Source organism: Pseudomonas sp. yb_9, assembly GCF_043103635.1.
Lineage (GTDB): Bacteria > Pseudomonadota > Gammaproteobacteria > Pseudomonadales > Pseudomonadaceae > Aquipseudomonas > Aquipseudomonas monteilii.
On sequence record NZ_JBICKA010000028.1, the window covers coordinates 78,508 to 97,556 of the forward strand.

The 19,049-nt window shown below is 57.3% G+C and carries 31 protein-coding genes; 1 reads left to right on the forward strand and 30 read right to left on the reverse strand.

Features of this window, described 5'->3' with window-relative positions; all coding sequences use genetic code 11:
- The first annotated feature begins 57 nt into the window (after positions 1-57).
- A complete protein-coding gene (uvrA, locus tag ACF8MI_RS07425) occupies positions 58-2,892 on the forward strand; it encodes an excinuclease ABC subunit UvrA (RefSeq protein WP_060499570.1) in 2,835 nt (944 codons plus the stop codon).
- A gap of 72 nt (positions 2,893-2,964) precedes the next feature.
- Here uvrA and bfr read toward each other — a convergent pair whose 3' ends face one another.
- The 30 genes from bfr to rpsJ all read right to left on the reverse strand — a co-directional run bounded on the left by bfr (position 2,965) and on the right by rpsJ (position 18,893).
- A complete protein-coding gene (gene bfr / locus ACF8MI_RS07430) occupies positions 2,965-3,429 on the reverse strand; it encodes a bacterioferritin (RefSeq protein ID WP_016715322.1) in 465 nt (154 codons plus the stop codon).
- A gap of 163 nt (positions 3,430-3,592) precedes the next feature.
- On the reverse strand, positions 3,593-5,032 hold the full coding sequence (locus tag ACF8MI_RS07435) for a catalase (protein WP_060499571.1): 1,440 nt from the start codon (positions 5,030-5,032) through the stop codon (positions 3,593-3,595).
- 172 nt (positions 5,033-5,204) lie between these two features.
- Positions 5,205-5,591 carry a 50S ribosomal protein L17 gene (gene rplQ, locus ACF8MI_RS07440; RefSeq protein ID WP_003255451.1) on the reverse strand — a complete coding sequence of 129 codons (387 nt, stop codon included), beginning with the start codon at positions 5,589-5,591 and terminating at the stop codon, positions 5,205-5,207.
- A gap of 42 nt (positions 5,592-5,633) precedes the next feature.
- Positions 5,634-6,635: a DNA-directed RNA polymerase subunit alpha gene (locus tag ACF8MI_RS07445; RefSeq protein ID WP_003255452.1), complete on the reverse strand. Its 1,002-nt coding sequence runs from the start codon at positions 6,633-6,635 to the stop codon at positions 5,634-5,636.
- Positions 6,636-6,657: 22 nt separating this feature from the next.
- Positions 6,658-7,278 carry a 30S ribosomal protein S4 gene (rpsD, locus tag ACF8MI_RS07450; protein WP_009681977.1) on the reverse strand — a complete coding sequence of 207 codons (621 nt, stop codon included), beginning with the start codon at positions 7,276-7,278 and terminating at the stop codon, positions 6,658-6,660.
- A 15-nt stretch (positions 7,279-7,293) separates the two neighbouring features.
- On the reverse strand, positions 7,294-7,683 hold the full coding sequence (gene rpsK / locus ACF8MI_RS07455; RefSeq protein WP_003255454.1) for a 30S ribosomal protein S11: 390 nt from the start codon (positions 7,681-7,683) through the stop codon (positions 7,294-7,296).
- A gap of 18 nt (positions 7,684-7,701) precedes the next feature.
- Positions 7,702-8,058, reverse strand: a complete 357-nt coding sequence (rpsM, locus tag ACF8MI_RS07460) for a 30S ribosomal protein S13 (protein ID WP_003255457.1) — start codon at positions 8,056-8,058, stop codon at positions 7,702-7,704.
- 131 nt (positions 8,059-8,189) lie between these two features.
- Entirely contained in the window at positions 8,190-8,306 is a 117-nt protein-coding gene (gene rpmJ / locus ACF8MI_RS07465; RefSeq protein WP_002555468.1) for a 50S ribosomal protein L36, read from the reverse strand.
- Positions 8,307-8,334: 28 nt separating this feature from the next.
- A complete protein-coding gene (gene secY, locus ACF8MI_RS07470) occupies positions 8,335-9,666 on the reverse strand; it encodes a preprotein translocase subunit SecY (RefSeq protein WP_003257108.1) in 1,332 nt (443 codons plus the stop codon).
- Positions 9,667-10,101, reverse strand: coding sequence for a 50S ribosomal protein L15 (gene rplO, locus ACF8MI_RS07475; protein ID WP_003255461.1), 435 nt, complete (start codon positions 10,099-10,101; stop codon positions 9,667-9,669).
- A gap of 3 nt (positions 10,102-10,104) precedes the next feature.
- The gene (gene rpmD, locus ACF8MI_RS07480; protein ID WP_003255463.1) at positions 10,105-10,281 is read right to left on the reverse strand and encodes a 50S ribosomal protein L30; all 177 of its coding nucleotides are present in this window, start codon (positions 10,279-10,281) and stop codon (positions 10,105-10,107) included.
- Between the two features lie 2 nt (positions 10,282-10,283).
- On the reverse strand, positions 10,284-10,784 hold the full coding sequence (rpsE, locus tag ACF8MI_RS07485; RefSeq protein ID WP_003255465.1) for a 30S ribosomal protein S5: 501 nt from the start codon (positions 10,782-10,784) through the stop codon (positions 10,284-10,286).
- Positions 10,785-10,787: 3 nt separating this feature from the next.
- Positions 10,788-11,138 (reverse strand): 50S ribosomal protein L18, encoded by a 351-nt coding sequence (gene rplR, locus ACF8MI_RS07490; protein ID WP_009681973.1) that lies wholly within the window; start codon positions 11,136-11,138, stop codon positions 10,788-10,790.
- A 10-nt stretch (positions 11,139-11,148) separates the two neighbouring features.
- Complete coding sequence (gene rplF, locus ACF8MI_RS07495) at positions 11,149-11,682, reverse strand: 50S ribosomal protein L6 (protein WP_009681972.1); 534 nt, start codon at positions 11,680-11,682, stop codon at positions 11,149-11,151.
- 12 nt (positions 11,683-11,694) lie between these two features.
- On the reverse strand, positions 11,695-12,087 hold the full coding sequence (gene rpsH / locus ACF8MI_RS07500; RefSeq protein WP_009681971.1) for a 30S ribosomal protein S8: 393 nt from the start codon (positions 12,085-12,087) through the stop codon (positions 11,695-11,697).
- Positions 12,088-12,296: 209 nt separating this feature from the next.
- Positions 12,297-12,602, reverse strand: a complete 306-nt coding sequence (rpsN, locus tag ACF8MI_RS07505) for a 30S ribosomal protein S14 (RefSeq protein ID WP_009681970.1) — start codon at positions 12,600-12,602, stop codon at positions 12,297-12,299.
- Positions 12,603-12,615: 13 nt separating this feature from the next.
- On the reverse strand, positions 12,616-13,155 hold the full coding sequence (gene rplE, locus ACF8MI_RS07510; RefSeq protein WP_003255474.1) for a 50S ribosomal protein L5: 540 nt from the start codon (positions 13,153-13,155) through the stop codon (positions 12,616-12,618).
- Positions 13,156-13,175: 20 nt separating this feature from the next.
- Positions 13,176-13,490 (reverse strand): 50S ribosomal protein L24, encoded by a 315-nt coding sequence (gene rplX / locus ACF8MI_RS07515; protein ID WP_016715319.1) that lies wholly within the window; start codon positions 13,488-13,490, stop codon positions 13,176-13,178.
- A gap of 11 nt (positions 13,491-13,501) precedes the next feature.
- On the reverse strand, positions 13,502-13,870 hold the full coding sequence (gene rplN / locus ACF8MI_RS07520; protein ID WP_002555479.1) for a 50S ribosomal protein L14: 369 nt from the start codon (positions 13,868-13,870) through the stop codon (positions 13,502-13,504).
- 23 nt (positions 13,871-13,893) lie between these two features.
- Positions 13,894-14,160, reverse strand: a complete 267-nt coding sequence (gene rpsQ / locus ACF8MI_RS07525) for a 30S ribosomal protein S17 (protein WP_003255478.1) — start codon at positions 14,158-14,160, stop codon at positions 13,894-13,896.
- 2 nt (positions 14,161-14,162) lie between these two features.
- Positions 14,163-14,354 (reverse strand): 50S ribosomal protein L29, encoded by a 192-nt coding sequence (gene rpmC, locus ACF8MI_RS07530; protein ID WP_002555481.1) that lies wholly within the window; start codon positions 14,352-14,354, stop codon positions 14,163-14,165.
- Positions 14,354-14,767, reverse strand: coding sequence for a 50S ribosomal protein L16 (rplP, locus tag ACF8MI_RS07535; protein WP_003255479.1), 414 nt, complete (start codon positions 14,765-14,767; stop codon positions 14,354-14,356). Before rplP ends, rpmC begins: the two co-directional genes overlap by 1 nt.
- 12 nt (positions 14,768-14,779) lie before the next feature.
- Positions 14,780-15,466 carry a 30S ribosomal protein S3 gene (gene rpsC, locus ACF8MI_RS07540; protein WP_003255481.1) on the reverse strand — a complete coding sequence of 229 codons (687 nt, stop codon included), beginning with the start codon at positions 15,464-15,466 and terminating at the stop codon, positions 14,780-14,782.
- A 13-nt stretch (positions 15,467-15,479) separates the two neighbouring features.
- Entirely contained in the window at positions 15,480-15,812 is a 333-nt protein-coding gene (gene rplV, locus ACF8MI_RS07545) for a 50S ribosomal protein L22 (RefSeq protein ID WP_003103908.1), read from the reverse strand.
- Between the two features lie 11 nt (positions 15,813-15,823).
- Positions 15,824-16,099 carry a 30S ribosomal protein S19 gene (gene rpsS / locus ACF8MI_RS07550; protein WP_003255482.1) on the reverse strand — a complete coding sequence of 92 codons (276 nt, stop codon included), beginning with the start codon at positions 16,097-16,099 and terminating at the stop codon, positions 15,824-15,826.
- A 16-nt stretch (positions 16,100-16,115) separates the two neighbouring features.
- Entirely contained in the window at positions 16,116-16,940 is an 825-nt protein-coding gene (rplB, locus tag ACF8MI_RS07555) for a 50S ribosomal protein L2 (protein ID WP_003255483.1), read from the reverse strand.
- A gap of 14 nt (positions 16,941-16,954) precedes the next feature.
- The gene (gene rplW, locus ACF8MI_RS07560; protein WP_003255484.1) at positions 16,955-17,254 is read right to left on the reverse strand and encodes a 50S ribosomal protein L23; all 300 of its coding nucleotides are present in this window, start codon (positions 17,252-17,254) and stop codon (positions 16,955-16,957) included.
- The gene (gene rplD / locus ACF8MI_RS07565; RefSeq protein ID WP_003255485.1) at positions 17,251-17,853 is read right to left on the reverse strand and encodes a 50S ribosomal protein L4; all 603 of its coding nucleotides are present in this window, start codon (positions 17,851-17,853) and stop codon (positions 17,251-17,253) included. The genes rplW and rplD overlap by 4 nt, the downstream gene beginning before the upstream one ends.
- A 12-nt stretch (positions 17,854-17,865) precedes the next feature.
- Positions 17,866-18,501 carry a 50S ribosomal protein L3 gene (gene rplC, locus ACF8MI_RS07570; RefSeq protein WP_003257089.1) on the reverse strand — a complete coding sequence of 212 codons (636 nt, stop codon included), beginning with the start codon at positions 18,499-18,501 and terminating at the stop codon, positions 17,866-17,868.
- 80 nt (positions 18,502-18,581) lie between these two features.
- Positions 18,582-18,893 (reverse strand): 30S ribosomal protein S10, encoded by a 312-nt coding sequence (gene rpsJ / locus ACF8MI_RS07575; RefSeq protein ID WP_003186070.1) that lies wholly within the window; start codon positions 18,891-18,893, stop codon positions 18,582-18,584.
- Positions 18,894-19,049: the final 156 nt, after the last annotated feature.

The window sequence follows — 19,049 nt, forward strand, 5'->3', positions numbered from 1 at the left end:
CGCGTCATACTGGCGCGCCGTATACTTCCTTGTTTATGCCCGCCAAGCGAGGCCGCAGTGGACAAGATCCTGATTCGTGGGGCACGTACCCACAACCTGAAGAACATCGACCTGACCCTGCCCCGGGACAAGCTGATCGTGATCACCGGCCTGTCCGGTTCCGGCAAGTCGTCCCTGGCGTTCGACACCCTCTACGCCGAAGGCCAGCGCCGCTACGTGGAATCGCTGTCGGCCTACGCCCGGCAGTTCCTGTCGATGATGGAAAAGCCCGACGTCGATACCATCGAAGGCCTCTCACCGGCCATTTCCATCGAGCAGAAGTCGACCTCGCACAACCCACGCTCCACGGTCGGCACCATCACTGAAATCTACGACTACCTGCGCCTGTTGTATGCCCGCGTGGGTACGCCACGCTGCCCGGACCACGATATCCCGCTGGAGGCGCAAACGATCAGCCAGATGGTCGACCTGGTGCTGGAGCGCCCGGAAGGCAGCAAGCTGATGCTGCTGGCGCCGGTGGTGCGCGAGCGCAAGGGTGAGCACCTGGCCGTGTTTGACGAGTTGCGCGCTCAAGGGTTCGTACGCGCCCGGGTCAACGGCAAGCTCTACGAGCTGGACGAACTGCCCAAACTGGACAAACAGAAAAAGCACAGCATCGATGTGGTGGTAGACCGCTTCAAGGTGCGCGCCGACCTGCAGCAACGCCTCGCTGAATCGTTCGAGACCGCACTGAAGCTGGCCGACGGGATCGCTCTGGTAGCACCGATGGACGACGAACCAGGCGAAGAGATGATCTTCTCCGCCCGCTTCGCCTGCCCGGTGTGCGGCCATGCCATCAGCGAGCTGGAACCCAAGCTGTTCTCCTTCAACAACCCGGCTGGCGCCTGCCCGACCTGCGATGGCCTGGGGGTGAAGCAGTTCTTCGACACCAAACGCCTGGTCAATACCGAACTCACCCTGGCTGAAGGTGCGATCCGCGGCTGGGACCGACGCAACGTTTACTACTTCCAGATGCTCGGCTCGTTGGCCGCGCATTATGGCTTCAGCCTGGAAGAACCCTTCGGCGAGCTCTCGGCAGAACACCAGAAGGTGATCCTGCAAGGCAGTGGCAAGCAAAGCATCGACTTCAAGTACTTGAACGACCGTGGCGATATCGTAAAGCGCTCGCACCCGTTTGAAGGCATCGTGCCGAACCTGGAACGCCGCTACCGCGAGACCGAGTCGGCCACCGTACGCGAAGAGCTGGCCAAGTTCCTCGGCACCCAGCCCTGCCCGGATTGCCGTGGCACTCGCCTGCGCCGTGAAGCACGCCATGTGTGGGTAGGCGAAAAAACGCTGCCGGCGGTCACCAACCTACCGATCGGTGAAGCCAGCAACTACTTTGGCGAGCTGACCCTGACTGGCCGCCGTGGCGAGATTGCCGCCAAGATCCTCAAGGAAATCTGCGAGCGCTTGCAGTTCCTGGTCAACGTCGGCCTCGACTACCTCACCCTCGACCGTAGCGCCGACACCCTGTCCGGTGGCGAGGCCCAGCGTATCCGGCTTGCCAGCCAGATTGGCGCCGGCCTGGTCGGGGTGATGTACATCCTTGATGAACCGTCCATCGGCCTTCATCAACGCGACAACGACCGCCTGCTGGCCACCCTCAACCACCTGCGCGATTTGGGCAACACGGTCATCGTGGTAGAGCACGACGAGGACGCCATTCGCTTGGCCGACTATGTGGTCGATATCGGCCCAGGGGCCGGTGTGCATGGTGGCCAGATCGTCGCCGAGGGCTCGCCACAGGAGGTCATGGACCACCCTGATTCGTTAACCGGCAAGTACTTGTCCGGACGCAAGAAGATCGTCGTGCCAGCCAAGCGCACGCCGCGCAACAAGAAGCTGCAACTAAAGCTCAAGGGTGCGCGTGGCAACAACCTGCAGAACGTCGACCTCGAAGTCCCCATCGGCCTGCTGACCTGCGTGACGGGGGTATCCGGCTCGGGCAAATCGACGCTGATCAACAACACCCTGTTCCCCTTGGCCGCTACTGCCCTCAATGGCGCAAGCAGCCTGGAAGCCGCAGCGCACAGCAGCATGGACGGCCTGCAGCACCTGGATAAGGTGGTGGATATCGACCAGAGCCCGATCGGCCGCACTCCGCGCTCGAACCCGGCAACGTACACCGGTATTTTCACCCCTATCCGCGAGCTGTTCTCCGGGGTGCCGGAGTCGCGCTCACGCGGCTATGGCCCGGGACGTTTCTCGTTCAACGTCAAGGGTGGCCGTTGCGAGGCCTGCCAAGGCGATGGCCTGATCAAGGTCGAGATGCACTTCCTGCCAGACATCTACGTGCCGTGCGACGTGTGCAAGAGCAAGCGCTACAACCGCGAAACGTTGGAGATCAAGTACAAGGGCAAGAACATCCACGAGGTGCTGGAAATGACCATCGAGGATGCCCGCGAATTCTTCGACGCAGTGCCAGCGCTGGCGCGCAAGCTGCAAACACTGATGGATGTAGGCCTGTCGTACATCAAGCTGGGCCAGTCGGCGACTACCTTGTCTGGTGGTGAGGCGCAGCGGGTGAAGCTGTCCCGCGAGTTGTCCAAGCGCGATACCGGCAAAACCCTGTATATCCTGGATGAACCCACCACGGGCCTGCACTTTGCCGATATCCAGCAGTTGCTGGACGTGCTGCATCGCCTGCGTGATCACGGCAATACCGTGGTGGTGATCGAGCACAACCTGGATGTGATCAAGACTGCTGACTGGCTGGTGGACCTCGGCCCGGAGGGTGGTTCCAAAGGGGGACAGATCATTGCCTGCGGTACGCCGGAAGAACTGAGCGAGATGAAGCAGTCCTATACCGGGCATTACCTGAAACCGCTGCTGGAGCGGGACCGGGCCTGAGTGTTGCTGATGGAATGAAAAAGCCCCTGGCACCATTGGTGTCAGGGGCTTTTTCTTGAGACTGTGGGTAACTTACATCTGCGACTGCAGGTAGTTCTCCAGGCCAATGGCCTTGATCAGACCCTGCTGCTTCTCCAGCCAGTAGGTGTGATCTTCTTCGGTGTCCGCCAGTTGCGCACGCAGGATGTCACGGCTGATGTAGTCCTTGTGCAGCTCGCACAGCTCGATGCCTTTGCACAGCGCACCGCGCACCTTGTACTCAAGCTTGAGGTCGGCCTCGATCATTTCCGGCACGGTGCTGCCGACTTCCAAGTCGTCTGCACGCATGTCAGGTGTGCCTTCGAGCATCAGGATGCGACGCATCAGGGCATCAGCGTGCTGCGTCTCTTCTTCCATCTCGTGGTTGATACGCTCGTAGAGCTTGGTCAGGCCCCAGTCTTCGTACATGCGCGAATGAATGAAGTACTGGTCGCGTGCTGCCAGTTCGCCCTTCAGCAACGTGACGAGGTAGTTGATTACGTCCGGGTGGCCTTGCATCGCCCTGCTTCTCCATATGAAAACGTCTATGCCACATAGTGTGAACCAGCTTTTGCCTGCGGTCACTGAAAAATGCGCAATTAGAAGCAAAAAATCGGTTAAACAGTAGTGATATTCATTGAAAAACCGCCCGAATGAGGGCGGTTCTTCTTATCACTTCGACTTAGGCGAGATTGATGCCCAGGGCTTTGGCGATCCCTTCTCCATAGGCCGGGTCGGCCTGGAAGAAGTACTGCAACTGGCGTTGGATGACGTCCTCACTGACACCCGCCATGGTTCCAGCGATGTTGCTGATCAGCAGGGCTTTCTGCTCGTCACTCATCAGGCGGAACAGCGCGCCGGCGTGGCTGTAGTAGTCAGTGTCCTCGCGGTGATCGTAACGGTCGGCCGAGCCATTCAGAGCCAATGCGGGCTCGGCGTGACGTGGCGACTGTTTCGGTGCCGCGGCGTAGCTGTTGGGTTCGTAGTTCGGTGCACTGCCATAGCTGCCAGTGGCCATGGAGCCGTCGCGCTGGTAGCTGTTGACCGGGCAGCGTGGTGCGTTCACCGGCAACTGTTGGTGGTTAGTCCCCACACGGTAGCGGTGTGCGTCCGCGTAGGCGAACACGCGGCCCTGCAGCATGCGGTCCGGCGACAGGCCAACCCCTGGCACCATGTTGCTTGGCCCGAAGGCAGCCTGCTCGACCTCGGCGAAGTAGTTGAGCGGGTTGCGGTTAAGCTCAAGCACGCCCACTTCGATCAATGGGTAGTCCTTTTGCGACCAGGTTTTGGTCACGTCGAACGGGTTCTCGTCGCGGCTCGCGGCCTCGGCTTCGCTCATCACCTGGATGCAGACAGTCCAGCGTGGATAATCGCCACGCTCAATGGCTTCGAACAGGTCGCGCTGGGCGTAGTCCGGATCAGTACCTGCCAAGCGTGCGGCCTCTGCCGGGGCGAGGTTCTTGATGCCTTGCTGGGTCTTGAAGTGCCATTTGACCCAAGTGCGCTCACCCTGGGCATTGATCAGGCTGTAGGTGTGGCTGCCAAAGCCGTGCATGTGGCGGTAGCCATCCGGAATGCCCCGGTCGGAGAACAGGATGGTGACCTGGTGCAGCGCCTCGGGCGAGTGCGACCAGAAATCCCACATCATCTGGGCGTTCTTCAGGTTGGACTGCGGGTGACGTTTCTGGGTGTGGATAAAGTCCGGGAACTTGAGCGGATCACGAATGAAGAACACTGGCGTGTTGTTACCCACGATGTCCCAGTTACCTTCCTCGGTGTAGAACTTGACGGCAAATCCGCGCGGATCGCGCTCTGTGTCCGCAGAACCACGTTCGCCACCCACGGTAGAGAAGCGCAGGAATGTCTCCGTCTGCTTGCCAATCTGCTCGAACAGTTTGGCGCTGGTGTAATCGGTGATGTCGCGGGTTACGGTAAAAGTGCCATAGGCGCCCGAACCCTTCGCGTGAACCCGGCGCTCTGGAATGTTCTCACGGTTGAAATGGGCGAGCTTCTCAATCAGGTGGAAGTCGTCAAGCAGCAGCGGGCCGCGTGGGCCGGCGGAGCGGGAGTTCTGGTTGTCGGCTACAGGTGCACCGCTGGCGGTGGTGAGAATCTTGCTCATGGGCTCTCCTTATCGGTCTTGAAGCGCCGGCTAATCGGCTATGGAGAGAGTATTGACGAGCAAGGTTACAGGGACAAATTCATTAACTGATTTACATCAATAGAAATTAACAATACCAACAGACACAAAAAACCGGGCACTAGGCCCGGTTCTTTGTAGCAGACAGAACGTCTTACTCAGCAGCTTCTACAGCACCGCCGACCGGACGATCAACCAGCTCGACGTACGCCATAGGCGCGTTGTCGCCAGCGCGGAAACCGCACTTCAGGATGCGCAGGTAGCCGCCCTGACGGGTGGCGTAACGCTTGCCCAGGTCGTTGAACAGTTTGCCAACAGCGGACTTCGAACGGGTACGGTCGAAGGCCAGACGACGGTTAGCAACGCTGTCTTCCTTGGCCAAGGTGATCAGCGGCTCGGCAACGCGGCGCAGTTCCTTGGCTTTCGGCAGGGTGGTTTTGATCAGCTCGTGCTCGATCAGCGACACTGCCATGTTCTGGAACATAGCCTTGCGGTGAGAGCTGGTACGGCTCAGGTGACGTCCACTTTTACGATGACGCATGATTCATTCCTTACCAAACACTACGTTCGGTGATTACGACGATCAGGCGGTCGCCTTGTCGTCTTTCTTAAGACTTGCAGGCGGCCAGTTGTCGAGGCGCATGCCGAGAGACAGACCACGAGAGGCCAGGACGTCCTTGATTTCAGTCAGGGACTTCTTGCCGAGGTTAGGAGTCTTCAACAGCTCTACTTCGGTACGCTGAATCAGGTCGCCGATGTAGTAGATGTTCTCCGCCTTGAGGCAGTTGGCCGAACGTACAGTCAGTTCCAGGTCGTCAACCGGACGCAGCAGGATCGGATCGATCTCGTCTTCCTGCTCGACTACGACAGGCTCGCTGTCACCTTTGAGGTCGACGAACGCGGCCAGCTGCTGTTGCAGGATGGTCGCAGCGCGGCGGATTGCCTCTTCAGGGTCCAGGGTGCCGTTGGTTTCCAGATCAATGACCAGTTTATCCAGGTTGGTACGCTGCTCAACACGGGCGTTCTCGACCACATAGGCGATACGACGCACCGGGCTGAACGAAGCGTCCAACTGCAGACGGCCAATGCTACGGCTTTCGTCTTCGTCGGTTTGACGGGAGTCGGCCGGCTCGTAACCACGACCACGAGCTACAGTGAGCTTCATGTTCAGGGCGCCGTTCGACGCCAGGTTCGCGATTACGTGATCGGGGTTGACGATCTCGACATCGTGATCCAGCTGAATATCGGCAGCGGTAACCACCCCCGAACCCTTTTTCGACAAGGTCAGCGTAACTTCGTCACGACCGTGCAGTTTGATAGCCAGGCCTTTCAGGTTCAACAGGATTTCAATGACGTCTTCCTGAACACCTTCGATCGCGGAGTACTCGTGGAGTACGCCATCGATCTCGGCCTCGACTACTGCACAGCCAGGCATGGAGGACAACAGGATGCGGCGCAGCGCGTTGCCCAGGGTATGGCCGAAACCACGCTCGAGAGGCTCGAGCGTGATCTTGGCGCGGGTCGGACTGACTACCTGCACATCAATGTGGCGGGGAGTCAGGAACTCATTTACCGAAATCTGCATGGATGCACCTATTTTCTAGCCCTTACTTGGAGTAGAGCTCGACAATCAGGTTCTCGTTGATGTCGGCAGACAGGTCGCTGCGAGCAGGAACGTTCTTGAAAACGCCCGACTTTTTAGCAGCATCCACGTCAACCCACTCAACGCGGCCACGCTGGGCGCACAGTTCAAGGGCTTGAACAATGCGCAGCTGGCTCAGCGATTTCTCGCGAACCGCGACCACGTCACCCGGACGAACTTGGTAGGATGGAATGTTTACAGTCTTACCGTTGACGCTGATCGCTTTGTGCGAAACCAGCTGACGCGACTCAGAACGAGTCGAGCCGAAGCCCATACGGTAAACGACGTTATCCAGACGGCACTCGAGCAGTTGCAGCAGGTTCTCACCGGTTGCGCCTTTTTTCGAGGCAGCAGCTTGGTAGTAACCGCGGAACTGACGCTCCAGAACACCGTAGATACGACGGACTTTTTGTTTCTCACGCAGCTGGGTGCCGTAGTCAGACTGACGGCCACGGCGCTGGCCGTGGATACCTGGGGCTGCTTCGATGTTGCACTTCGATTCCAGAGCGCGAACGCCGCTCTTCAGGAACAGGTCAGTGCCTTCACGACGAGACAGTTTGCATTTTGGACCAATGTAACGTGCCATTCTTCTGTCTCCTGATTACACGCGACGCTTCTTCGGCGGACGGCACCCGTTGTGCGGGATTGGCGTCACGTCGGTGATGCTGGCGATCTTGTAGCCGCAGCTGTTCAATGCACGAACGGCGGACTCACGACCTGGACCTGGACCCTTGACGTTAACGTCGAGGTTCTTCAGACCGTATTCCAGCGCAGCTTGACCAGCACGCTCAGCAGCGATCTGAGCTGCGAACGGGGTGGATTTGCGCGAACCACGGAAACCCGAACCACCGGAGGTCGCCCAGGACAAAGCATTGCCCTGACGGTCGGTGATGGTCACGATGGTGTTGTTGAAAGAGGCATGGATGTGGGCGATGCCATCAACCACTGTCTTTTTGACTTTCTTACGAGGACGAGCAGCAGGTTTTGCCATGTCTATATTCCTGGGCGATTACTTGCGGATCGGCTTACGCGGGCCCTTACGGGTGCGTGCGTTGGTCTTGGTGCGCTGACCGCGAACCGGCAGACCTTTACGATGACGCAGGCCGCGGTAGCAACCCAGGTCCATCAAGCGTTTGATCTTCATGTTGATGTCACGACGCAGGTCACCTTCGGTGGTGAACTTCGCGACTTCGCCACGCAGGGTTTCGATTTGCTCGTCGCTCAGATCCTTGATCTTAGCGGCTGGGTTTACACCAGCGTCTGCACAGATCTTCTGTGCAGTTGTGCGACCGACACCATAGATGTAGGTCAGCGAGATAACAGTATGCTTGTTATCTGGAATGTTGACGCCTGCAATACGGGCCATTCAGTGGGACTCCAATTGACAGCTACCTACGCCCCGGAAGCCAAGAAATAGGGCGCGAGATAATATCGCTGTAGAAACGAATAATCAACCCAGCAGCACACTAGCTGCTGGGTTTGAAGCGCAGATCACACTCAGCCTTGGCGCTGTTTGTGACGCGGTTCCGCGCTGCAGATCACTCGTACGACGCCTTCGCGACGGATGATCTTGCAGTTACGGCACAGCTTTTTCACCGATGCACGAACTTTCATTACCGACTCCTCGAACCTTAGGGGCGTATCAGCGCAGCAGACCGCTGCCACCGTAGCCTTTCAGGTTGGCTTTCTTCATCAGGGATTCGTACTGGTGCGAAACGAGGTGCGATTGTACTTGGGACATGAAGTCCATCACAACCACTACCACAATCAGCAACGAGGTCCCGCCAAGGTAGAACGGCACATTTGCTGCCACCACCAGGAACTGGGGCAGAAGGCAGACGGCCATCATGTAAAGAGCACCGAACATGGTCAGACGAGTCAGAACGCCATCAATGTAGCGTGCCGACTGCTCACCAGGACGGATACCCGGAATAAAGGCACCGGACTTCTTCAGGTTTTCCGCTACGTCTTTCGGGTTGAACATCAACGCTGTGTAGAAGAAGCAGAAGAAAATGATCCCTGCACTAAACAGCAGAATGTTCAACGGCTGACCAGGAGCGATCGACTGCGAGATGTCCTGCAGCCAGCCCATACCTTCGGACTGACCGAACCAGGCACCCAGCGAAGCCGGGAACAGCAAAATGCTGCTCGCGAAAATGGCCGGGATAACCCCCGCCATGTTCACTTTCAACGGCAAGTGGCTGGTCTGCGCAGCGAAGACCTTGCGGCCCTGCTGACGCTTGGCATAGTGAACGGCGATACGACGCTGACCACGCTCAATGAACACCACGAAACCGATAATCGCTACTGCCAGCAAACCGATAGCGACCAGGGCGAAAATGTTGATATCGCCTGTGCGTGCAGACTCGAAAGACTGCCCGATTGCTCTCGGAAGACCGGCAACGATACCTGCGAAGATCAACATCGAGATACCGTTGCCCACACCGCGCTCGGTGATCTGCTCGCCCAGCCACATCATGAACATCGCGCCCGCCACGAAGGTGGAGACGGCAACGACATGGAAGCCCAGGCCTACAGAAAACGCCACGCCCTGGTTGGCCAGGCCAATGGACATGCCAATGGCTTGAACCAGTGCCAGGATAACGGTGCCGTAGCGGGTGTACTGGCTGATCTTGCGACGGCCAGCTTCACCTTCCTTCTTCAACTGCTCCAGTTGCGGGCTGACCGCCGTCATCAGCTGCATGATGATCGATGCCGAGATGTACGGCATGATCCCCAGTGCAAAGATGCTCATGCGCTCAAGCGCGCCACCGGAAAACATGTTGAACAAGCTAAGAATGGTCCCCTCATTCTGCCGAAACAGATCCGCCAGACGGTCCGGATTGATGCCGGGAACCGGGATATGCGCACCTATCCGATAGACGATGATCGCCATGAACAGAAAGCGCAGACGAGCCCAGAGTTCCGACATCCCGCCCTTACCGAGCGAAGAGAGAGCACCTTGCTTAGCCATTTATTCCTCGAATTTGCCGCCAGCTGCTTCGATAGCCGCACGCGCACCCTTGGTGGCTGCGATGCCCTTGATGGTGACTGCGCGAGTAACTTCGCCAGACAGCATGATTTTCACACGCTGAATGTGCTGGTTGATCACGTTGGCATCCTTCAGGGATTGCACGGAGATCACGTCGCCTTCCACTTTGGCCAGCTCGGACAGACGCACTTCGGCGCGGTCCATGGCTTTCAGGGAAACGAAGCCGAACTTCGGCAGACGACGGTGCAGCGGCTGTTGACCGCCTTCGAAGCCAGGAGCGATCGAACCACCCGAACGGGAAGTCTGACCTTTGTGGCCACGGCCGCCGGTCTTACCCAGACCGCTACCGATACCACGACCTGGACGATGCTTCTCGCGACGGGAACCCGGCGCTGGACTCAGATCATTGAGTTTCATCGATTAACCCTCGACCTTCAGCATGTAGTAAGCCTTGTTGATCATCCCGCGGTTCTCGGGAGTATCCTGGACTTCTACAGTGTGACCGATGCGACGCAGACCCAGGCCTTTAACGCACAGTTTGTGGTTAGGCAGACGGCCCGAGACGCTCTTGATCAGCGTTACTTTTACGGTTGCCATGATCAGAAGATCTCCTCGACGCTCTTGCCGCGCTTGGCAGCAATGGATTCAGGAGATTGCATGGCTTTCAGACCCTTGAAGGTGGCGTAAACCACGTTCACTGGGTTGGTCGAACCGTAGCACTTGGCCAGAACGTTCTGAACACCAGCAACTTCCAGGACAGCACGCATTGCGCCACCGGCGATGATACCGGTACCTTCCGAGGCAGGCTGCATGTAAACCTTCGAGGCGCCGTGGGCAGCCTTGGTGGCGTACTGCAGGGTGGTGCCCTTCAGGTCAACCTGGATCATGTTGCGGCGAGCAGCTTCCATGGCTTTCTGGATCGCGGCTGGTACTTCGCGCGATTTGCCACGGCCGAAGCCAACACGACCTTTACCATCACCTACCACGGTCAGCGCGGTGAAGGTGAAGATACGGCCGCCTTTTACGGTTTTGGCAACGCGGTTAACTTGAACCAGCTTCTCGATGTAGCCTTCGTCGCGCTTTTGATCGTTATTTGCCATAACTTAGAACTCCAGCCCGCCTTCACGAGCAGCATCAGCCAGCGCTTTGACGCGGCCATGGTACTTGAAGCCGGAACGGTCAAAGGCAACTTGAGATACACCGGCGGCTTTCGCACGCTCAGCTACCAGCTTGCCAACCTTAGTGGCCGCGTCGATGTTGCCAGTGGCGCCATCACGCAGTTCTTTGTCCAAGGTCGAGGCGCTTGCCAGAACCTTGCTGCCGTCGGCCGAAATGACCTGGGCGTAGATGTGCTGCGAGGAGCGGAACACGCACAGGCGCACGACTTCGAGTTCGTGCATCTTGAGACGTGCTTTGCGAGCGCGACGCAGTCGGATAACTTTTTTGTCGGTCATTTGCTAGGCCCTACTTCTTCTTGGCTTCTTTACGACGGACTACTTCGTCCGCGTAACGCACACCCTTGCCTTTGTAAGGCTCTGGCGGACGGAAGTCGCGGATTTCAGCGGCCACCTGACCCACCAGCTGCTTGTCGATACCCTTGATCAGGATGTCGGTCTGGCTTGGGGTTTCAGCGGTGATGCCGGCTGGCAGTTCGTAGTCCACTGGGTGCGAGAAGCCCAGAGCCAGGTTCAGGACGGTGCCTTTAGCCTGTGCCTTGTAACCAACACCGACCAGCTGGAGCTTACGCTCGAAGCCTTGGCTTACGCCTTGGACCATGTTGTTCACCAGAGCGCGGGTGGTACCGGCCATGGCGCGAGCTTGCTGGTCACCGTTGCGAGCGACGAAACGCAGCTCGCCAGACTCTTCGGTAACTTCAACAGACGAGTGAACGTTCAGTTCGAGAGTGCCTTTGGCACCCTTCACCGAAAGCTGCTGGCCGGCGAATTTGACTTCGACGCCTGCTGGCAGCTTAACGGGGTTCTTAGCGACGCGAGACATGCCTATCTCCCCTTAGAACACTGTGCACAGAACTTCGCCGCCGACACCGGCAGCGCGCGCAGCGCGATCAGTCATCACACCTTTGTTGGTGGAGACGATAGACACGCCCAGGCCGCCACGTACTTTCGGCAGTTCTGCGACGGACTTGTACTGGCGCAGGCCAGGACGGCTGGAACGCTTCAGTTCCTCGATGACCGGACGGCCTTCGAAGTACTTCAGCTCGATCGACAGGGAAGGCTTGGCCTCACCAGTAACCTGGTAGCCAGCGATGTAACCTTCGTCTTTCAGAACTTTGGCAACCGCGACCTTCAGGGTGGAGGAAGGCATGCTTACGACGGACTTTTCAGCCATCTGGGCATTACGGATGCGAGTTAGCATGTCCGCTAACGGGTCCTGCATACTCATGGGCTAGATGCTCCTGATACAAGAATTATTAGCCTTGCGGCTATCACAACCACCCAAGCAGACAGGGTAAAAAACCCAGGCTCAGGTGAGCCGGTCATTCTAGACACAAGGCAGAAACGAAACAAGCCCCATATAGGGGCTTGTTTGTTGGCAAGGTCACCGGCGGTCGGAAGATTGCTCCCCTTGCGCCGGGATCCAGCCTGCAGCGATTACCAGGAGGCCTTGACCAGACCTGGTACGTCACCGCGCATTGCAGCTTGACGCAGCATGTTACGGCCCAGGCCGAACTTACGGTATACACCGTGAGGACGACCGGTCAGGCGGCAACGGTTGCGCAGGCGCGAGGCGCTAGCATCACGTGGCTGCTTCTGCAGAGCGACAACGGCAGCGAAACGCTCTTCTGGAGAGGCGTTAACGTTGACGATGGTCGCTTTCAGCTCAGCACGCTTCTTAGCGAACTTGGCTACCGTGAGCTGACGCTTCAGCTCGCGGTTTTTCATGCTCTTCTTGGCCATTTTCCTACTCCAATCAGTTGCGGAACGGGAACTTGAAAGCACGCAGCAGAGCGCGGCCTTCGTCGTCCGAACGAGCAGTGGTGGTCAGGGTGATGTCCAAACCGCGCAGAGCATCGATCTTGTCGTAGTCGATTTCCGGGAAGATGATCTGCTCTTTCACGCCCATGCTGTAGTTGCCACGGCCATCGAAGGACTTGGCATTCAGGCCGCGGAAGTCGCGAACCCGAGGCAGGGAGATCGCCAGCAGGCGGTCCAGGAATTCGTACATCTTGTCGCTACGCAGGGTCACCTTGACGCCGATCGGCCAGCCTTCGCGGACTTTGAAGCCAGCGATGGATTTGCGAGCGAAAGTCACAACCGGCTTTTGACCGGTGATCTTTTCCAGGTCGGCAACAGCGTGCTCGATGACTTTCTTGTCACCGATCGCTTCGCCCAGACCCATGTTCAGGGTGATTTTGGTAACGCGCGGAACTTCCATCACGTTCGACAGCTTAAGTTCTTCCTTAAGCTTAGGAGCGATTTCGTTCCGGTAAATCTCTTTCAGTCGTGCCATGGTCTTCTACCTAGCAGTGTTCAAGCATCAACCGCTTTTTGGGTCGACTTGAAGACACGAATTTTTTTACCGTCTTCTACTTTGAAACCAACGCGGTCAGCCTTGTTGGTTTCGCCGTTGAAGATGGCAACGTTGGAAGCGTGCAGAGGCGCTTCTTTCTCGACGATACCGCCCTGTACGCCCGCCATCGGGTTAGGCTTGGTATGACGCTTGACCAGGTTCACACCACCAACGACCAGACGGTCGTCAGCCAGAACCTTCAGCACCTTACCGCGCTTACCTTTGTCTTTGCCGGCGATCACGATGATCTCGTCGTCACGACGAATCTTTTGCATGTCGGATCTCCTTACAGCACTTCAGGGGCGAGCGAGACGATCTTCATGAACTTCTCAGTACGAAGTTCACGGGTCACTGGCCCGAAGATGCGAGTGCCGATCGGCTCTTGCTTGTTGTTCAGCAGAACAGCAGCGTTGCCGTCGAAACGAATGATGGAACCGTCAGCGCGACGAACACCGTGACGGGTGCGCACGACAACAGCAGTCATCACTTGGCCTTTTTTGACCTTACCGCGCGGAATTGCTTCCTTGACGGTAACCTTGATGATGTCACCGATGCCGGCGTAACGGCGGTGCGAACCACCGAGCACCTTGATGCACATGACGCGACGAGCGCCGCTGTTATCGGCCACATCGAGCATGGATTGAGTCTGAATCATAAAATTTCTCCGACCCCTAGCCCTTAGACTTCAACAGCGCGTTCGAGGACTTCAACCAGTGCCCAGGACTTGGTCTTGGCCAGCGGACGGGTTTCACGGATGGAAACCTTGTCGCCGATCTTGCACTGGTTGGCTTCGTCGTGCGCGTGCAGCTTAGTCGAACGCTTAACGTATTTACCGTAGATCGGGTGCTTTACGCGACGCTCGATCAGAACGGTGATGGTCTTGTCCATTTTGTCGCTGACGACACGGCCAGTCAGCGTACGGACGGTTTTTTCAGCTTCAGCCATGATCACTTACCTGCCTGCTGGTTGAGCACAGTTTTCACGCGAGCGATGTCACGCTTAACTTGCGAGAGCAGGTGCGACTGCCCCAACTGGCCAGTTGCTTTCTGCATACGCAGATTGAACTGGTCGCGCAGCAAGCCGAGCAGTTGCTCGTTCAGTTGCTGTGCCGATTTTTCACGAAGTTCATTCGCTTTCATCACATCACCGTCCGCTTAACAAAGGAGGTGGCGAGAGGCAGCTTTGCAGCAGCCAGGGCGAATGCTTCGCGCGCCAGCTCTTCAGAAACACCCTCGATCTCGTACAGGACTTTACCTGGCTGGATCTGGGCAACCCAGTACTCCACGGAACCCTTACCTTTACCCATACGAACCTCGAGAGGTTTCTTGGAGATCGGCTTGTCCGGGAACACACGGATCCAGATCTTGCCGCCACGTTTAACGTGACGGGTCAGCGCACGACGTGCGGACTCGATCTGGCGAGCGGTGAGGCGACCGCGAGCAACAGCTTTCAGGGCGAACTCGCCGAAGCTGACTTTGCTACCGCGCAGTGCCAGACCACGGTTGTGGCCAGTCATCTGCTTGCGGAATTTTGTACGCTTTGGTTGCAACATTTGGCGTACCCCTTACTTAGCAGCTTTTTTACGAGGCGCTGGTGCTTGTGGTTTCAGTTCTTCTTGGCGACCACCAATAACTTCGCCTTTGAAGATCCAAACCTTCACACCGATCACACCGTAAGTGGTGTGAGCTTCGTAGGTGTTGTAGTCGATATCGGCACGCAGGGTGTGCAGCGGCACACGACCTTCGCGATACCACTCGGTACGAGCAATCTCAGCACCGCCGAGACGACCGCTCACCTGGATCTTGATGCCCTTGGCACCAATACGCATGGCGTTCTGTACGGCGCGCTTCATGGCGCGACGGAACATTACGCGGCGTTCCAGCTGCTGAGCTACGCTCTGCGCAACCAGCATAGCGTCGAGTTCCGGCTTGCGGATCTCTTCGATGTTGATGTGCACAGGCACACCCATCTGCTTGGTCAGGTCCTGACGCAGCTTCTCGACATCTTCACCTTTCTTCCCGATAACGATACCTGGACGAGCGGTGTGGATGGTGATGCGTGCAGTTTGAGCCGGACGATGAATATCGATACGGCTTACGGACGCGCTTTTTAGTTTGTCTTGGAGGTACTCACGCGTTTTCAGATCCTTCAACAGGTAATCTGCGTAAGTAGCACCGTCTGCGTACCAGACGGAGGTGTGCTCCTTGACGATTCCCAGGCGAATGCCAGTGGGATGTACTTTCTGACCCATCTGATCGACTCCGTTACTTGTCCGCAACCTTGACAGTGATATGGCAAGACCGCTTGACGATGCGATCAGCACGGCCTTTGGCACGTGGCATGATGCGCTTCAGCGAACGCCCTTCGTTGACGAAGACGGTGGAGACCTTCAGGTCATCAACGTCTGCGCCTTCGTTGTGTTCGGCGTTGGCTACGGCCGACTCGAGGACTTTCTTCATGATTTCAGCGGCTTTTTTGCTGCTGAAGGCCAACAGGTTGAGCGCTTCGCCCACCTTCTTCCCGCGGATCTGGTCGGCGACCAAGCGGGCTTTCTGGGCGGAGATGCGAGCGCCCGACAACTTAGCGGCTACTTCCATTTCCTTACCCCTTAACGCTTGGCTTTCTTGTCAGCCACGTGCCCGCGGTAGGTGCGGGTACCGGCGAACTCGCCCAGTTTGTGGCCGACCATGTCTTCGTTCACGAGAACTGGGACATGTTGACGACCGTTGTGTACCGCGATGGTCAGACCGACCATTTGTGGCAGGATCATCGAACGGCGCGACCAGGTTTTAACTGGCTTGCGATCGTTCTTCTCCACCGCCACTTCGACCTTCTTCAGCAGGTGAAGATCGATAAAAGGACCTTTTTTCAGAGAACGTGGCACTGTCGTATCCCTCTAGTTACTTGCGACGACGGACGATCATGTTGTCGGTACGCTTATTACCACGGGTTTTAGCACCCTTGGTTGGGAAGCCCCATGGCGATACCGGATGACGACCACCGGAGGTACGACCTTCACCACCACCGTGTGGGTGGTCAACCGGGTTCATGGCAACACCACGAACGGTTGGGCGAACGCCGCGCCAGCGTTTGGCACCAGCTTTACCCAGCGAACGCAGGCTGTGCTCGGAGTTCGAGACTTCGCCCAGGGTCGCACGGCACTCAGCCAGGACTTTACGCATTTCACCAGAGCGCAGACGCAGGGTCACGTAGACACCTTCGCGAGCGATCAGCTGAGCCGAAGCACCAGCGGAACGAGCGATCTGAGCACCTTTACCCGGCTTCAGTTCGATGCCGTGAATGGTGGAACCCACTGGAATGTTGCGCAGCTGCAGGGAGTTACCGGCCTTGATTGGGGCCAGGGCACCTGCGATCAGCTGGTCGCCAGCGCTCACGCCTTTAGGGGCGATGATGTAGCGACGCTCACCGTCTGCGTAGCACAGCAGGGCGATGTGAGCAGTACGGTTTGGATCGTATTCGATACGCTCGACAGTGGCTGGGATGCCATCTTTGTCGTTGCGACGGAAGTCGACCAGACGGTAATGCTGCTTATGACCACCACCAACGTGACGAGTGGTAATGCGGCCATTGTTGTTACGACCACCAGACTTCGATTTTTTCTCGATCAGCGGTGCGTGAGGAGCGCCTTTGTGCAGCTCCTTGTTGACCACCTTGACCACGAAACGGCGGCCAGGGGAAGTCGGTTTGCATTTAACGATTGCCATGATGCACCCCTTCCTTACTCAGCACTGCTGCTGAAATCGAGATCTTGGCCTGGCTGAAGGGAGACGATCGCCTTCTTCCAGTCATTACGCTTGCCCAGACCACGTGCGGTACGCTTGGTTTTACCCAGAACGTTAACAGTCGACACGTTTTCAACTTTTACGTTGAACAGGCCTTCGACAGCTTTCTTGATTTCCAGCTTGGTTGCATCAGTAGCAACCTTGAATACGAACTGGCCTTTTTTCTCAGCCAGAACGGTAGCCTTCTCGGAAACGTGCGGGCCAAGGAGGACTTTGAATACGCGTTCCTGGTTCATCCCAGCAGCTCCTCGAATTTCTTCACGGCCGAGACAGTGATCAACACTTTCTCGTATGCGATCAGACTGACCGGGTCGGAACCTTGTACGTCACGTACGTCGACGTGCGGCAGGTTGCGAGCAGCCAGGTACAGGTTCTGATCAACAGCGTCGGAAACGATCAATACGTCGCTCAGACCCATGCCGTTCAGCTTGTTCAGCAGATCTTTGGTTTTCGGTGCTTCGACAGCGAAGTCCTGAACCACGACCAGACGGTCGCTACGCACCAGCTCAGCAAGGATGGAGCGCAGGGCTGCGCGGTACATCTTCTTGTTGAGCTTCTGCGAGTGATCTTGAGGGCGAGCTGCGAAGGTTACACCACCGCCACGCCAGATCGGACCACGAGTGGTACCAGCACGAGCACGGCCAGTACCCTTCTGACGCCATGGGCGCTTACCGCCACCAGCCACGTCGGAACGGGTCTTTTGCTGCTTGGTGCCCTGACGGCCGCCAGCCATGTAGGCCACGACTGCTTGGTGAACCAGCGTCTCGTTGAATTCGCCACCGAAAGTCAGTTCGGAAACTTCGATCGCCTGAGCGTCATTTACATTGAGTTGCATGTCAGTTTCCCCTTAACCGCGAGCCTTGACAGCTGGACGTACAACCACGTCGCCGCCAGTAGCGCCAGGAACGGCACCCTTAACCAGCAGCAGGTTGCGTTCAGCGTCTACGCGAACTACTTCCAGGGACTGAACAGTCACGCGCTCGGCGCCCATGTGACCGGACATTTTCTTGCCCTTGAACACACGACCAGGAGTCTGGCACTGGCCGATGGAACCAGGAACACGGTGCGACACGGAGTTACCGTGGGTGTTGTCCTGACCACGGAAGTTCCAGCGCTTGATGGTACCGGCGAAGCCTTTACCTTTGGACTGACCAGTAACGTCTACCAGCTGGCCTGCAGTGAAGAGTTCAGCTTTGATCAGATCGCCAGCCTGGAAATCGCCTTCTTCAAGACGGAACTCCCAGACACCGCGACCAGCGGCAACGTTAGCCTTGGCGAAGTGACCTGCCTGAGCGGCAGTCACACGCGAAGCACGACGCTCGCCGACAGTGACTTGCACTGCACGGTAGCCATCGGTTTCTTCAGTTTTGAACTGGGTGACACGATTCGGCTCGATCTCAATGACCGTGACCGGAATGGAGACACCTTCTTCGGTGAAAATGCGGGTCATACCGCACTTGCGACCGATTACACCAATAGTCATGTTGTAAACCTCATGAGTGTACGGGGCTTTCACCCGCTATGGCCGCCCATTTCAGAGCGTTACACGACTAGACCGAAGTCTTAGCCGAGGCTGATCTGTACTTCCACACCTGCCGCCAGATCAAGCTTCATCAGCGCGTCAACGGTTTTATCCGTTGGCTGGACGATGTCCAGAACACGCTTATGAGTGCGAATCTCGTACTGGTCACGCGCGTCTTTGTTGACGTGCGGGGAGACCAGAACGGTGAAACGCTCTTTGCGGGTAGGCAGTGGAATTGGACCACGCACTTGTGCACCAGTACGTTTCGCGGTTTCCACGATTTCCTGGGTGGATTGGTCGATCAGGCGATGGTCGAAAGCCTTCAACCTGATACGGATTTGCTGATTTTGCATTGGATTTCAGACTCCAGGCTGTTCCCAACGGACGCACTACGCCCGCTAAAAGGAGGCGTGATTCTATAGACGCCCCCATTTAGTGTCAACCCAATAAAAAAAACCCCCGCTGAGCGGGGGTTTTTTCAATCGGTCGAGTGATTACTCGATGATTTT